The sequence below is a fragment of the Geothrix edaphica genome, assembly GCF_030268045.1.
Lineage (GTDB): Bacteria > Acidobacteriota > Holophagae > Holophagales > Holophagaceae > Geothrix > Geothrix edaphica.
Genome location: NZ_BSDC01000001.1, coordinates 458,079 through 470,975, shown reverse-complemented (window position 1 = coordinate 470,975; position 12,897 = coordinate 458,079). Strand labels below are relative to the sequence as shown.

Annotated in this window: 13 protein-coding genes; 11 read left to right on the top strand and 2 right to left on the bottom strand. The window is 70.1% G+C overall.

The genetic code is table 11. The annotated features are described in order from the left end of the window. The 6 genes from amrB to QSJ30_RS02135 are packed head-to-tail and all read left to right on the top strand — an operon-like array spanning position 1 to position 4,976. Entirely contained in the window at positions 1 to 825 is an 825-nt protein-coding gene (gene amrB / locus QSJ30_RS02160) for an AmmeMemoRadiSam system protein B (protein WP_285606143.1), read from the top strand. Continuing rightward, complete coding sequence (amrA, locus tag QSJ30_RS02155) at positions 800 to 1,381, top strand: AmmeMemoRadiSam system protein A (RefSeq protein ID WP_285606142.1); 582 nt, start codon at positions 800 to 802, stop codon at positions 1,379 to 1,381. Before amrB ends, amrA begins: the two co-directional genes overlap by 26 nt. A gap of 4 nt (positions 1,382 to 1,385) precedes the next feature. After that, complete coding sequence (gene amrS / locus QSJ30_RS02150) at positions 1,386 to 2,462, top strand: AmmeMemoRadiSam system radical SAM enzyme (RefSeq protein WP_285606141.1); 1,077 nt, start codon at positions 1,386 to 1,388, stop codon at positions 2,460 to 2,462. Positions 2,463 to 2,477: 15 nt separating this feature from the next. After that, positions 2,478 to 3,044, top strand: coding sequence for a hypothetical protein (locus tag QSJ30_RS02145; RefSeq protein ID WP_285606140.1), 567 nt, complete (start codon positions 2,478 to 2,480; stop codon positions 3,042 to 3,044). A gap of 17 nt (positions 3,045 to 3,061) precedes the next feature. Then, positions 3,062 to 3,481 carry a SprT family zinc-dependent metalloprotease gene (locus tag QSJ30_RS02140; RefSeq protein ID WP_285606139.1) on the top strand — a complete coding sequence of 140 codons (420 nt, stop codon included), beginning with the start codon at positions 3,062 to 3,064 and terminating at the stop codon, positions 3,479 to 3,481. Positions 3,482 to 3,503: 22 nt separating this feature from the next. Then, complete coding sequence (locus tag QSJ30_RS02135; protein WP_285606138.1) at positions 3,504 to 4,976, top strand: HAD-IG family 5'-nucleotidase; 1,473 nt, start codon at positions 3,504 to 3,506, stop codon at positions 4,974 to 4,976. A 25-nt stretch (positions 4,977 to 5,001) separates the two neighbouring features. Here the strand turns inward: QSJ30_RS02135 and QSJ30_RS02130 are convergent, their stop codons facing one another. Next, positions 5,002 to 6,216: a DegT/DnrJ/EryC1/StrS family aminotransferase gene (locus QSJ30_RS02130; protein ID WP_285606137.1), complete on the bottom strand. Its 1,215-nt coding sequence runs from the start codon at positions 6,214 to 6,216 to the stop codon at positions 5,002 to 5,004. Positions 6,217 to 6,301: 85 nt separating this feature from the next. After that, positions 6,302 to 7,780 (bottom strand): sensor histidine kinase, encoded by a 1,479-nt coding sequence (locus tag QSJ30_RS02125; RefSeq protein ID WP_285606136.1) that lies wholly within the window; start codon positions 7,778 to 7,780, stop codon positions 6,302 to 6,304. Positions 7,781 to 7,826: 46 nt separating this feature from the next. Between QSJ30_RS02125 and QSJ30_RS02120 the strand changes: the two genes are divergently transcribed. The 5 genes from QSJ30_RS02120 to hydG all read left to right on the top strand — a co-directional run bounded on the left by QSJ30_RS02120 (position 7,827) and on the right by hydG (position 12,897). Further along, positions 7,827 to 9,050 carry a sensor histidine kinase gene (locus tag QSJ30_RS02120; protein WP_285606135.1) on the top strand — a complete coding sequence of 408 codons (1,224 nt, stop codon included), beginning with the start codon at positions 7,827 to 7,829 and terminating at the stop codon, positions 9,048 to 9,050. Beyond that, positions 9,047 to 9,670 carry an RNA polymerase sigma factor gene (locus QSJ30_RS02115; RefSeq protein ID WP_285606134.1) on the top strand — a complete coding sequence of 208 codons (624 nt, stop codon included), beginning with the start codon at positions 9,047 to 9,049 and terminating at the stop codon, positions 9,668 to 9,670. The genes QSJ30_RS02120 and QSJ30_RS02115 overlap by 4 nt, the downstream gene beginning before the upstream one ends. After that, complete coding sequence (locus tag QSJ30_RS02110; protein ID WP_285606133.1) at positions 9,667 to 10,458, top strand: cupin domain-containing protein; 792 nt, start codon at positions 9,667 to 9,669, stop codon at positions 10,456 to 10,458. The genes QSJ30_RS02115 and QSJ30_RS02110 overlap by 4 nt, the downstream gene beginning before the upstream one ends. Positions 10,459 to 10,532: 74 nt before the next feature. Next, positions 10,533 to 11,414, top strand: coding sequence for a DMT family transporter (locus QSJ30_RS02105; RefSeq protein WP_285606132.1), 882 nt, complete (start codon positions 10,533 to 10,535; stop codon positions 11,412 to 11,414). Between the two features lie 127 nt (positions 11,415 to 11,541). Beyond that, positions 11,542 to 12,897: a [FeFe] hydrogenase H-cluster radical SAM maturase HydG gene (hydG, locus tag QSJ30_RS02100; RefSeq protein ID WP_285606131.1), complete on the top strand. Its 1,356-nt coding sequence runs from the start codon at positions 11,542 to 11,544 to the stop codon at positions 12,895 to 12,897.

Genomic DNA, 12,897 nt, shown 5'->3' with positions numbered 1-12,897 from the left:
ATGGCTGTCCGTGCGGCCGCGGTGGCCGGGCTGTTCTACCCGCGGGAGAGCCGTGAGCTGAGCCGCAGCATCCAGGCGATGTTCGCCGACGCGGCCCGGGGCGATCCCCGGCTCCGCCCCCCCAAGGCCCTGATCGTCCCCCATGCCGGCTACCCCTATTCCGGGCCCATCGCCGCCAGCGCCTACGCGCCCCTGGATCGCCTGCGAGGCATCATCCAGCGGGTGGTGGTCCTCGGCCCCGCCCACCATGTGGCTGTTTCCGGCCTGGCCCTGCCCGGGGCTGCGGCCTTCGACACGCCCCTGGGCCGGGTCCCCGTGGACGGCGCCGCCGTGGACCTCCTCCGCCCCCTGTCCATGGTGACCACCAGCCCGGCGGCCCATGCGCGCGAGCATTCGATCGAGGTGCAGCTGCCCTTCCTCCAGCAGGTGCTCGGCGCCTTCCAGCTCGTCCCCCTGGCCGTGGGCCGGGCCACCGCCGAGGCGGTGGCCGAGGTGCTGGAGCTGCTCTGGGGCGGGCTGGAGACCCTGATCGTCGTGAGCTCGGACCTGTCCCACTACCTGCCCTACGACCACGCGCGGGACCTGGATCGCCGCACCTGCACCGACATCTCGGACCTGGCCCTCCTGGCCTCCCACGACCAGGCCTGCGGCGCCACGGCGGTGAACGGGCTGCTGCTGGCCGCCCGGCGCCATCGGCTGGAGCCCCACCTGCTGGACCTGCGGAACTCCGGGGACACGGCCGGGGACCGCGGCCGCGTGGTGGGCTACGCCGCGTTCGCATTCATCCCGGAGGCCGCCCATGACCCAGCCACCCACACTCACTGACCGGGGCCCCACCCTCCTGGCGATCGCCCGGGGAGCCGTCGCGGAGCGGCTGGGCCTGGTGGCGCCGCCGTGTGCCGAGGCCCGCTGGCTCGAAGAGCCCGGAGCGACCTTCGTCACCCTCCACCGCCACGGCCAGCTCCGGGGGTGCGTGGGAACCCTCTCCCCGCACCGGCCCCTGGGCGAGGACGTGGCCGCCAACGCCCGGGAGGCGGCCTTCCACGACACCCGCTTCCCGCCCCTGGCCCGCAGCGAGTACGCCGACACCGGCTTCGAGGTCTCCCTCCTGTCGCCCCTGGAGCCGATCCCGTTTGAAAGCCGGGCCCAGCTGCTGGGGCTGCTCCGGCCCCACGAGGATGGCCTGGTGCTGACATGGCAAGGCCACCGGGGCGCGTTCTTGCCGCAGGTCTGGGAGCAGCTGCCCGACCCCGCGGACTTCCTGGCCCACCTGAACCAGAAGGCCGGGCTGCCCCCGGATGCCTGGAACGACGGGATGCGGCTCTCCCGCTTCACCGTGACCCGCTTCCAGGAAGAGGTCGGGGTGGGAAGCTCCGGGTGAGGCCGTGGACGGTTCCCCCCATCCCGCCCGCTGGTGGCACCGCCTCGGGGACGGGCGCCTCCAGTGCGACCTCTGCCCCCGGGACTGCAAGCTGGGCGAGGGTCAGCGGGGCGCCTGCTTCGTGAGGCAGAACCTGGCCGGCGGCATGGTCCTGACCACGTACGGCCGCTCCTCCGGCTTCGGCATCGATCCCATCGAGAAGAAGCCCCTGAACCACGTCCTGCCGGGCTCGAAGGTGCTGTCCTTCGGCACTGCGGGCTGCAACCTCATGTGCAGGTTCTGCCAGAACTGGGACATCAGCAAGTCCAGGGACATGGACCGGCTGCTGGAGCGGGCTTCCCCCGAGGCCATCGCCCATGCCGCCGAGGCCGCGGGCTGCCGGAGCGTGGCCTTCACCTACAACGACCCGGTGATCTTCGCGGAATACGCCATGGATGTGGCGGATGCCTGCCACGCGCGGGGCCTCCGGACCGTGGCCGTGACCGCCGGCTACATCCATGACGAGCCCCGGCGCGCCTTCTTCGCGAAGATGGACGCCGCCAACGTGGACCTCAAGGCCTTCACGGAGGCCTTCTACGCCAGGCTCTCCGTGGCCCACCTCCAGCCCGTCCTGGACACTCTCCGCTACCTCAGGCACGAGACCGGCACCTGGCTCGAGATCACCACCCTCCTCATTCCCGGCCAGAACGACAGCACGGGCGAGCTCACCGCACTGTCCGAATGGATCGCCGGGGAACTGGGCCCGGATGTCCCCCTGCACTTCAGCGCCTTCCACCCGGACTACCGGATGCTGGACCTTCCCCGGACACCCGCGGCCACCCTCACCCGGGCGCGGGAGATCGCCCTCGCCGCCGGGCTCCACTACGTCTACACCGGCAATGTGCACGATCCCGCCGGGGGCACCACCTACTGCCCCGCCTGCCGGGCCGTGCTCATCGTGCGCGACTGGTTCCGAATCGACGCCAACCGCCTCAGGCCGGACGGCCGCTGCCCCGACTGCGGTGCGGCGATCCCCGGGGACTTCGACCCGGCGGTCCGCGCCGCCCCTGGCACTGTGAGACAATCAAGCCCGACACCGTGAGTGACAAGGAACCCCATGAACGCTACGCCCGGAAAAGCGCCCAAGAAGGAAAAGGAGAAGCGGCAGACCCCCGAGGAGCGTCGCGAGGCCCTGCGCTACAACCACATGATGTACGGCCCGACGGCTGGGGAGATGAGGCCGGCCGCGAAAAAGATCATCTACGGCTCCGCCTACCTCAACCACCCCCGCTTCCAGAGCCTGATGACGGCCTTCAAGAAGGGGACCGCCTATCAGTTCGAGGTGACGGACAAGGGGAAGACCTACACGATCGCCACCGATGAGTCGCACATCTCCTTCGACGGCAAGGTCATCTACTATTCCCGCCCCTTGAACCGACACGAAGAGAACCTGCTGCTGGACCGGACCGTCCTCCTGCAGTACCAGTCCAACGATGCGCTGATCCACTTCGCCTTCGCGGTGCTCCGCAGCCTCTCGGACCTCGGCACGCCCCAGCTCTCCTACCTGAACCACCAGTTCTATTACGACAACCAGACCCTGGACGTCGGCGTCGCCGAGCAGGGCCCCAACCTCCTCCTAGGGTCCTACAAGCACAACAAGGCCCAGGAAAAGGCCCGGAAATAGGGCGAACCAGAGCCCTGGTGGAACTGCCCCAGACCCGGACCATGACCCTCACCCTGCGTGCCAAGGCCCAGGCCATCCTCCGCGAGGCGGGGTGGGACCTCGCGCCGCCCCCGGTGCTCTGGTCGCCGCGCATGGCCCGGTGCGCGGGGCTCTTCGTGATCGAGAAGGATTCGCGGGGCAAGTGGCACCCGGAGATCCGCCTCAGCATCACCCTGCTGCGCCGCCGGGACTGGCCCTGGCCCCAGCAGGTGTGCGGGATGAACTGCCACACCCCTGACGACATCCAGCGGCGCATCCTGGAGCACGAGCTGATCCACTACAAGCTCTGGATGGACCGGGAGAAGGACTGGGGCCACTCCGAGAGGTTCCGGCAGCTGGCCTGGGAGGTGTTCGGGCACCAGAGCATTACGCATGGCATCGGTACCGAACCAGAGTGACCGCCGGGAGTAGACTCGCTCCATGACCGCCTGGGACCTCGCCCTGCTCGCCGCGCCGCCGCTGCTGCTGAACGGAGAGGACCGGCTGCCGCCGGAGCGCAAGCTCTTCGCCCTGCGCACGCTGCCCCTGGGCGAGATCCAGGCCATCGGCTTCGACATGGACCACACCCTGGCGCGCTACCGGGCACCGGAGATCGACGAGCTGGCCTTCAAGAAGGCGGCCCGGTTCCTGGTACGCGACCGCGGCTACTCGCCCTGGCTCCTGGAGATCGAGTACGACCCGGCCTTCGCGGTGCGGGGCCTGGTGCTGGATGGCCTGCGGGGCAACCTGCTCAAGCTCAACCGCGAGCGCCAGGTGGTCCGCGCCTGCCATGGCACCCGCGCGATGCCCCGCCCCGCCCTGGACGCGGTCTACAGCCGCCGGCGCCTGTCCACGACCGCCAAGGGGTTCCGCAGCATCGACACCCTCTTCGAGATTCCCGAGAGCCACCTCTACGCCCGCATGGTGGATGGGTTCGACCAGGGCCGGCTGAAGGCCGAGAACTACCTCCAGCTCTTCCGGGACGTGCGCTGGGCCGTGGACACCACCCACCGCAACGGCGAGATGAAGATGGAGATCCTGGAGCACCGGGACTTCTTCATTCCCCACGACCCCCAGCTGGCCCTGGCCCTGGACCGGCTCAAACGCGAGGGGAAGAAGCTCTTCCTCCTCACCAACAGCGAGTGGAGCTTCACGGCCGGCGTCCTGGGCCACCTGCTGGATGGGCAGGATCCGGCCCGGCCCCGCTGGACCGACTACTTCGACCTGGTGGTGGTCAGCAGCCGCAAGCCCGGGTTCTTCCTCGACACGCCGGAGCCGGTGCCCCTGGAGGGCTGGCCCCGCTGCTTCACCGGTGGCCACGCCGCCTGGCTGGAGGCCCAGCTCGGGGCGGAGGGCGAGCAGGTGCTCTACGTGGGCGACCACATCTACGGCGATGTGCTCCGGTCCAAGAAGAACGCCTCCTGGCGGACCCTGCTGCTGGTGCCCGAGCTGGAGCACGAGATCAAGCTGCTGGAGGCGCGGAACCAGGACATGCGCGACCTGCTGCGCCTCGAGACCATCCGCCGCCGCACCCTCCGCCGGGCCTCGGTGCTCATGGACCAGTGGAAGCGCAACCGGGTGCGGCGCCATGTGCTGGGGGCCCGCCTCAGCACCGAGGCCGCCATCGCCCTGGACCACGAGGCCGCCCACTTGGCCAGCAGCGCCGAGGCCCTCCAGCGGCGGGCGGAGCTGCAGAACCTGGAGCTGGACACCCTCACGAAGTCCGTGGAGGCCGCCTTCAATCCCACCTGGGGGCCCATGTTCCGGGACCGGGACGAGCAGACCCGCTTTGCCGACCAGATCCAGCAGTTCGCCTGCGCCTACACCGGCCGCGTGGGCAACCTCTACATGTATGATCCCCACGCGACGGTGTACGCGCCGCTGCCCGCCCTGCCCCACGAACGGATGATGTGAGCCGATCCGCTCCCAGGACCGGGACTCAGCGGGTGGCGCGGCTCCGGGCCTTGGCCTGGGCGATCACGTGCTTGATGGCGCCCACGGTCTGATCCTGGTCGGCTTCGCTGAGGCCTGGCCACAGGGGCAGGCTCAGGAGTCGCTCGCCGCTCCACTCGGTGTGGGGCAGGCCGTCCTTGGGGAGGTGCTGCGGGTTCGCCGCATAGAAGTCCCCGTACCAGGGGTGGATGTGGGCCGGGCGGTAGTGGATGCCCGTGCCGATGTTCTCCTCCTTGAGGGCGGCCACGAAGGCGTCGCGATCGAGGCCCACCTTCTCAGGGTGGATGCGCAGCACGAAGAGGTGGAAGCAGTGGCCGTGGTCGGCATCGCCGGGCCAGGGCAGCAGCACTTCGTCCATGTCCTTCATCAGATCGAGGTAGCGGTGGAACAGCACGCCGCGCCGCGCGTTGAAGCCGTCCAGCTTGTCGATCTGGTGCAGGCCCATGGCCGCCTGGAGGTCCATGAAGTTGGCCTTGCGGGCGGGCTCGTAGACCTCCGTGTGGGGGCTGCCCTCCTTGGCGAAGCGCTTCCAGGCATCCCGGTCGATGCCGTGGAAGCGCAGGCGCTTGATGCGGCTTTCGTAGTCGTCGTTGAAGAAGGCGATGGCGCCGCCCTCGCCCGTGGTCATGTTCTTGTTCGGGTGGAAGCTGTAGACGCTCATGATCGAGCGCGGGTCGCCGCCGATCTTCGTGCCCTTGTAGTGGGCGCCCATGGCCTGGGCCGCGTCCTCGATGACCCAGAGGCCATGCTTCTCGGCCACCGCCCAGATCGCCTCCATGGGGCACGGCAGGCCCGTGAGGTGCACCGGGATGATGCCCTTCGTGCGCGGCGTGATGGCGGCCTCGAGCTTGGCGGGATCGAGGTTCAGCGTCACCGGGTCGATGTCCACCAGCACCGGAACGCCGCCTTGCAGCACCACGGTGCTGAGCGTGCTCACCCAGGTCAGCGAGGTGGTGATGACCTCGTCGCCGGGCTGCAGGTTCAGCACCTGCATGGTGATCTCCTGGGCGGTGGTGGCGCTGTTCATGGCCAGGCAGTGGGGCACGCCGTTGTAGGCCTTGAGCTTCTCCTCGAAGGCCGCCGACTTCGGCCCCGTGGTGATCCACCCGCTGTGGATCGTGTCGATCATCTCTGCGATCTCCTCCTCGCCCACCATGGGGCGGGTGAAGGGCAGGAAGTGGGTCCGGCGGACATAGGACATGGGAGCTCCGTGCACGAGCGATCATTTTCACACATCGCGGAGCGAAGCTCCGCGATCGACCACAGACCACCGGCGCTGCCGGGCCCTACGCGATCGGCATCGTGATCTTCAGCGTGCTCCCGTGTCCGAGGCCCTCGCTGTGGAGGCTGATGGTGCCGCCCATCATGCTCATGAGGTGCTTGCAGATGACGAGGCCGAGGCCGGTGCCGCCATATTCCCGGGCATGGCCGCCTTCGGCCTGGGCGAACTTCTGGAAGAGGCGGGCCTGGCCCTCGAGACTCACGCCGATGCCGGTATCCACCACCATCAGGGCGATGATGCCGGGGTGCCGCTCCACCACCACGCTGACGCTCCCCTCCTTGGTGAACTTCAGGGCGTTCGACAGCAGGTTGAGGAGCACCTGCTTGAGGCGGCTGGAGTCCACCATCACCTCCGGGATGCCGGCGGCATCGGACCAGACCAGCTCCACGCCGGGGCGGCGCGGATAGGCCTCGGCGATGGGCTTCACCTCTTCCAGCAGCTGGCTGAGGCCGGTGGGCTCGCAATGGACTTCCAGGCGGCCGGATTCGATCTTCGCCAGGTCCAGGATGTCGTTGAGCAGTCCCAGCAGGTGCTGCCCCGAGGTGTAGCTGTCCTGGAGCATGGACCGCATCTCCTCGGCATCGTCGTAGAGGCCGTCCATGACCAGGCGCGTGAAGCCGAGGATGCCCGTGAGCGGCGTGCGGAGCTCGTGGCTGGTGAGGGCCAGGAACTCGCTCTTGAGCTGGTCCGCCTCGCGCAGGGCGTCATTCACGCGCTCCAGCTCGAGGGTCTGGCGCTGGAGGGCGTCCCGCTGCTCGGACAGGTCCTGGAACAGCCAGGCGTTGTAGAGCGAGATGGCGGTCTGCCGCTGGAGGATGGAGATGGAATCCAGCTCCTCCTCCTCCACCTGCCGGTCCGCGGGCATGGCCAGGATCACGAAGCCCATGAGGAGCAGCTGGTGCTCGAAGGGGACGAAGTAGAGGCTCCCGCCTCCGGTCCCCCGCAGCGCCGCGAGGGCCGCACCGCCGGTGGGCGAGTCCAGCCACTGGCTCTGGAACAGCACCAGGGGGGTCTCCGGGAAGGGGTTCGGGGCGGGCAGGCGCATGGCGGACCATTCGGCGCGGGTGAGCCCGGTGCCCTCCTTGGGCACGTAGCCCGAGCCGCCGTCCTCCAGCGTCCAGACCACGGCGCGGGGGCAGCGGAACTCCTGGGCCAGCACCTCGAGGACCACGCTGACCACCTGGCCGCCCTTGGAGGTGGCCGCCAGGATCTCGGACACGTGCTGGAGGACCTGCATCTGGTGGGACCGGCGGCTCAGCTTGCCGCGCAGATCCCGGACCTCCTGCATGGCCTGGGTGAACTGCCGCTGGGCCTGCATCAACTCCGCCAGCAGCTCCGCGCCCTGGGGCCGCGGGGCCGGCGGCGGCACCTGCTTGGGGCCGGAGGCCGCCTTCGCACCCGCGGCCGTCAGCTTCGGACCGGAGTCGGCTTTCGGGGGCGGCGGGATCGGCTTGGGGCCGGAAGGGGAGTCGGGGGTGGCCATCGGACTCCAGGATGGCCTCATGCGGGGACACTGCCAAGATGGAGGCATGGCCCCTCGCGCCCAGCCCCTCCCGCTGCAACGGATCATCTTCCTGTCCGTGTCCGTGGTCCTGTGCCTCCAGGTCGGCTGGTGGATCCGGCTGCAGATCCGCGATTCAGGGCGGCTTCTGGAGGCGCGCACCCAGGCCCTGAGGGCCGGGCGGGCCCAGGCCTGGCAGATGGACAGCATGAAACTGCTCACCATCCTGCATACCCAGCCCGATCCCTCCTCGCGCGACGGAGCCGTGGAAGGGCGGGTCCCGGCCATGCCCAGCCTCGCGGAGCGCCGGCAGATGATCCAGGCGGCCTATCCCCAGGTGGAGCTGGTGCCCCGGCCCATGGCGCCGGATGATCCCCTCATGCTGGACGGGGCCGCCTTCCTCACGCTGCGTCCCGCGCCCCTGAAGGAGCTGGAGGACGAGCGCTGGCACGCCGTCTTCCGCGCCAGCACGGAAGGCGCCTTCATGGTATTCGCCGTGCTGTTCGGCTTCGTCCTCCTCTACCGGAAGCTCTCGGAGGAGCTGGATCTCAAGCTGCGCCAGCGGAACTTCACCTCCGCCGTCACCCACGAGCTGAAGACCCCCATCGCCTCCCTGCGGGTGTGGACGGAGACCCTCTTCACCCGGGAGCTCGTCCCGGATCAGCGCCAGCGGATCCGCGGGCTCATGGAGAAGGACCTCGAGCGCCTGAACGAGCTGGTGGGCAACCTGCTGGACGTGGCCAGGGCCGAGTCCGGCAGCCTGGTCCTCCACCTCGCCCCGCTGGAGCTGGGCCCATGGCTGGCCGGGGTCTGCGAGGGCATGGACCATCGCCTGGGCCCGGGAGCCCTGGGGCTGAAGCTGGAGTGCTCGTCCGACCCCCTGTGGGTGGACGCGGACCCCAAGGCCCTGAGCACCGTCGTGGAGAACCTCCTGTCCAACGCCTACAAGTACGCCTCGGAGCCCCGGCAGACCACGGTGACCCTCGATGGGGACGGGGAGGATGTGCTCCTGGTGGTGAGCGACCAGGGCCACGGCATCAGCGCCAAGGACCTGCCCCGGGTCTTCCACCGCTTCTTCCGGGTGGGCGACGAGATGACCCGGCAGGTGGCCGGCACCGGGCTGGGCCTCTTCCTCGTGAAGGAGATCGTGACCCGCCACGGGGGTGAAGTGCGCGTGTCCAGCCGGGGCCCCGGCTTCGGATCCGCCTTCACCATCCGCCTGCCCCGCCGGGCGGTCCCGGAGGCCTCATGAGCCCCGCGCCCGCCAGCCCCTCCGAGGCGGCCCTGGTCCAGGCGGCGGCCGGGGGCGACCCCGAGGCCTTCGAGGCCCTGGTCCGCCCGCACCTGGGCATGCTTTTCCGGGTCATCGACCGCATCCTCGGCAATGAGGCCGAGAGCCAGGATGCCCTCCAGGACGCCCTCCTCACCATCCTCCGGGAGCTGCCGGGCTTCCAGGGCGCCAGCAAGTTCAGCACCTGGGCCTACCGCATCTGCGTGAACCAGGCCCTCATGGCCCGGCGGAAGCGGGTCCGGCGCCGGGAGGACGCCATCGAGGATCTGATGCCACGTTTCGGTGACGACGGGCATCACAAGGAGGTGGACCTGCTCCTCGAATGGAGCGAGGACGCGGAGGCTTTGATGAAGGTCGAACAGGAAGAGCTGAAGGCCAGGGTCCGGCAGGGCCTGGACCGGCTGTCCGACGACCAGCGGGCCGTCTTCGTCCTGCGCGACCTCGAGGGCTGGGACACGGACGAGATCAGCCGCCACCTGGGCATCACCCGCGAGCTGGTGCGCCAGCGCGTGCACCGGGCCCGGCTGGCCCTGCGGGCCCTGCTGCCCGAATTCGCGCCGCGGCCAGTGGAGGACCGATGACGCTGCTCATGCCCACCTGCGCCGAAGTCGTCGGCCTGCTCACCGAGTACGAAGAGGGCGCCCTGGGGCCCCTCGGCTGGCTCGGCCTCAAGTTGCACCTGAGTCTCTGCCCGCCTTGCCGGGCCTTCCTGGACAGCTTCGAGCGCACCCCGGACCTGCTGAGGAAGCTCTGGCCCGAGCCGCCCGCCCCGGCCGCGGAGCGCGCCCTGGGCGGCGCCCTCGCCGCCCTGCGTCAGGGCCGGATTCCCCGGGGCCCCGTACATCATCCAGAGGACGAGGCCTGGTCGGCGCTGGAACCCGGCGGCGATCCCTTCAAGGCCCTGCTGCTGAGGGTGCACCTGGGCCACTGCGACAGCTGCCGAAGCCAGCACCCCGCGGGCGAGGCCATTCCCGCCACGGGCCCTTCCGGCGGGGATGCCCTCGGCCTGCTCCGGCCCCACCTGCCGCCGGAGGACCACTGGCGCTGGACCCGTCGCGGCCTGGGCGGCGCCCACGTGGCCCAGCTCCTGCGGGATCCCGCCACTGGCGCCACCCTGAACCTGGCCCGCATGCCCGGCGGGATGAGCATGCCCCTGCACGGCCATGGCGGCTCCGAACTGTCCCTGGTCCTCTCCGGCACCCTGCAGGACGGCCCTGCCCACCTGGGCCCCGGCGACTGGCTGGCCTGCGGCGCCGGGCAGCAGCACGGACCCACCGCCGGCCCGGGCGCCGAGTGCTGGGCCCTCCTCCGCATCGAAGGCGGCATCCGCTTCGCAGGCTGGCGGCGCATCCTGGGGGCCGTGGGCTGATCCAGCTTTTCATTTTGGAAAGCCTGGGGGTCCCCACGAAGGACACGAAGATCCGGCCGTGATCCAATGGCTCCATGACCGGACATGGCGACAGCATGCGGGGCGCGGCCCTGGTGGCGCTCGCGGCCCTGCTCTGGAGCTCCAGTGGCCTGTTCATCAAGGTGCTGCCCCTGTGCGCACTGCAGATCGCCTTCGCCCGCAGCCTGGTGGCGGCCCTCACCATCGCCCTGGTGGTGCGGCTGCGGGGCGGGCGCCCCTTCCCCCGGCCGGATGCGCTGGCCCTGGCCTGCGCCGTCTCGTACGCCGGCGTGCTGGTGTTCTTCGTGGCCGCCACCAAGCTCACCACCGCGGCGAACGCGATCTTCCTGCAGTTCTCCGCACCCATCTACCTGGTGTTCCTCGAGCCGCGCCTGGCCGGCCGCCGGGTCGCGGCCCGGGACCTCACGGCGGTGATCGTCTGCCTCGGGGCCATGGCGCTCTTCTTCGTGGGCCGCCTCGGCGCGGGCACCCTGTCCGGCAATATCCTCGGCGTCGCCTCGGGCCTCTGCCTGGCCCTCTTCTCCCTCTCCCTCAAGCTGCAGCGGGACCGCCGCCCGGAGGTGGATCCCATCAGCTCCATCATCCTGGGCAACTTCCTGGTGGCACTCCTGTGCGCGCCCTTGGCCCTGCGGGGTTTCCACCCGACGCCAAGCCAGACCGGCATCCTCCTCTACCTCGGCGTCTTCCAGATCGGCGTGGCCTACCTCCTGTTCAACGCCGGCATGAAGCACCTCTCCGCCACCGGCGCCGTGGTGACCGGCACCCTCGAGGCCGTCCTCAATCCCATCTGGGTGTTCCTCGGGATCGGCGAGCGGCCTTCGGCCTGGGCCCTCCTGGGCGGACTGCTGATCCTGGGGACGATCATCTGGTACAGCCTGCCACCCCGCCTCTCGAGACGCCTACCCGCGCGGTTGTGACCAAGGTCCGCCCCTGCGGGGCTGGATCAAAGACAACCTCAGGGTTATGTTTGGCCAGCAGCGCTCCCCCGCGGAGGTTCTTTCCATGCATGGCCCTTCGGAAGCATTCCCCCTGGATGAAGCGTCCATGGGCCGGCTGTTGGATGCTGCGCCGGCGCAGGATCCTGTCCGCGTTCGCGACATCCTCGCCCGGGCCCGGGAGCTGGGGGGCCTGGAGGAGGCCGACCTCCCGATCCTCATGGCCCTCCGGCAGCCCGAGCTGCTGGACGAGCTGTTCCACGCGGCCGAGCAGGTGAAGGAGGAGATCTACGGCCGGCGCATCGTCCTGTTCGCGCCGCTCTATGTGTCGAACCTCTGCGGCAACGAGTGCCTCTACTGCGCGTTCAGGGCCTCCAACCGCGACCTGGCCCGCCGCGCGCTGAGCCAGGCGGAGATCGCCGCCGACGTGCGCCACCTCCTGCGCCAGGGCCACAAGCGCCTGCTGCTCGTGGCGGGCGAAGCCTACCCCCAGGAGGGCCTGGACTACATCCTGAAGGCCATCCGCACGGTCTACGCCACGCGCGAAGGCACCGAGAGCATCCGCCGGGTGAATGTGAACATCGCCCCCCTGGACCTCCAGGGCTTCCGGCGCCTCAGGGAAACCCGGATCGGTACCTATCAGCTGTTCCAGGAAACCTACCACCGGGCCACCTACGCGCTGATGCATCCCCGCGGCCTCAAGGCCGACTACGACTGGCGCCTGGGCTGCATGGACCGGGCCATGCAGGCGGGCATCGAGGATGTGGGCATCGGCGCCCTCTTCGGCCTCCATGACTGGCGCTTCGAGCTGCTGGCCCTCCTGCGCCACGCCCGCCACCTGGAAGACCGCTTCGGGTGCGGGCCCCACACCATCAGCGTGCCGCGCATCGAGCCCGCCGAGGGTTCCGCCACCAGCGAAGCCCCGCCCTTCGCCGTGACCGACGCCGACTTCCGCAAGCTCGTCGCCATCCTCCGGCTGGCGGTGCCCTACACGGGGCTGATCCTCAGCACCCGCGAACGCCCGGAGATCCGCCGCGAGGTCTTCCACCTGGGCATCAGCCAGATCAGCGCGGGGAGCCGCACCAACCCCGGCGGCTACGAAGAGGACGGCGGCGACGGCGGCGCCCAGTTCTCCCTGGGTGATCACCGCGACCTGGACGAGGTGGTGCACGACCTGGCGGAGTCCGGCTTCATCCCCAGCTTCTGCACCAGCTGCTACCGCCTGGGCCGCACCGGCGCCGACTTCATGGACCTCGCCAGGCCCGGCGAGATCAAGCTCCATTGCCAGCCCAACGCCCTCGCCACCCTCCAGGAGTTCGTGGAGGACCATGCCGGCCCCGCCACCCGCGCCGCGGCCGGAGCCCTGGTCGCGGGCAGCCTCGCCGCCATGGACGACCGGGCCCGCACGCGCGCCGAGTCCATGGTGGCGCGCGTGCGGCGCGGCGAACGCGACGTCTTCTGCTGA

Bases quoted from the DNA above. Each gene is read 5' to 3' on its own strand.
- amrB (WP_285606143.1), top strand. From the start codon at position 1: ATGGCTGTCCGTGCGGCCGCGGTGGCCGGGCTGTTCTACCCGCGGGAG.
- amrA (WP_285606142.1), top strand. From the start codon at position 800: ATGACCCAGCCACCCACACTCACTGACCGGGGCCCCACCCTCCTGGCG.
- QSJ30_RS02145 (WP_285606140.1), top strand. From the start codon at position 2,478: ATGAACGCTACGCCCGGAAAAGCGCCCAAGAAGGAAAAGGAGAAGCGG.
- QSJ30_RS02135 (WP_285606138.1), top strand. From the start codon at position 3,504: ATGACCGCCTGGGACCTCGCCCTGCTCGCCGCGCCGCCGCTGCTGCTG.
- QSJ30_RS02130 (WP_285606137.1), bottom strand. From the start codon at position 6,216: ATGTCCTATGTCCGCCGGACCCACTTCCTGCCCTTCACCCGCCCCATG.
- QSJ30_RS02125 (WP_285606136.1), bottom strand. From the start codon at position 7,780: ATGGCCACCCCCGACTCCCCTTCCGGCCCCAAGCCGATCCCGCCGCCC.
- QSJ30_RS02120 (WP_285606135.1), top strand. From the start codon at position 7,827: ATGGCCCCTCGCGCCCAGCCCCTCCCGCTGCAACGGATCATCTTCCTG.
- QSJ30_RS02115 (WP_285606134.1), top strand. From the start codon at position 9,047: ATGAGCCCCGCGCCCGCCAGCCCCTCCGAGGCGGCCCTGGTCCAGGCG.
- QSJ30_RS02110 (WP_285606133.1), top strand. From the start codon at position 9,667: ATGACGCTGCTCATGCCCACCTGCGCCGAAGTCGTCGGCCTGCTCACC.
- QSJ30_RS02105 (WP_285606132.1), top strand. From the start codon at position 10,533: ATGACCGGACATGGCGACAGCATGCGGGGCGCGGCCCTGGTGGCGCTC.
- hydG (WP_285606131.1), top strand. From the start codon at position 11,542: ATGGGCCGGCTGTTGGATGCTGCGCCGGCGCAGGATCCTGTCCGCGTT.